Raw genomic sequence first — 260 nt, 5'->3', positions numbered from 1 at the left:
TGGAGCAGCTTGGTAGCTCGTCGGGCTCATAACCCGAAGGTCGTTGGTTCAAATCCAGCTCCCGCAACCAGTTTTAAACAAAACGCACTAGCGGTTTGTCGCGAAGAAAGAATCAGTCGCGGGGTGGAGCAGTTTGGTAGCTCGTCGGGCTCATAACCCGAAGGTCGTTGGTTCAAATCCAGCCCCCGCAACCAGTTTTATGTGCCACCGATGGGTGGCAGACAAGAAAAAGAAAGAATTTGGCGCGGGATGGAGCAGCT

The 260-nt window shown here is 53.5% G+C and carries 1 tRNA gene; it reads left to right on the top strand.

The window, feature by feature from the left end:
- Nucleotides 1-117: 117 nt before the first annotated feature.
- A tRNA-Met gene (locus tag L975_RS16990) sits at nt 118-194 on the top strand.
- Nucleotides 195-260: the final 66 nt, after the last annotated feature.

Origin of the sequence: Plesiomonas sp. ZOR0011 (genome assembly GCF_000800945.1) — a bacterium.
GTDB classification, from domain to species: Bacteria; Pseudomonadota; Gammaproteobacteria; order Enterobacterales; family CAMTGL01; genus Plesiomonas; species Plesiomonas shigelloides.
The sequence above is the reverse complement of the archived record's forward strand: the minus strand, read 5'-3'. Positions and strand labels throughout refer to the sequence as shown.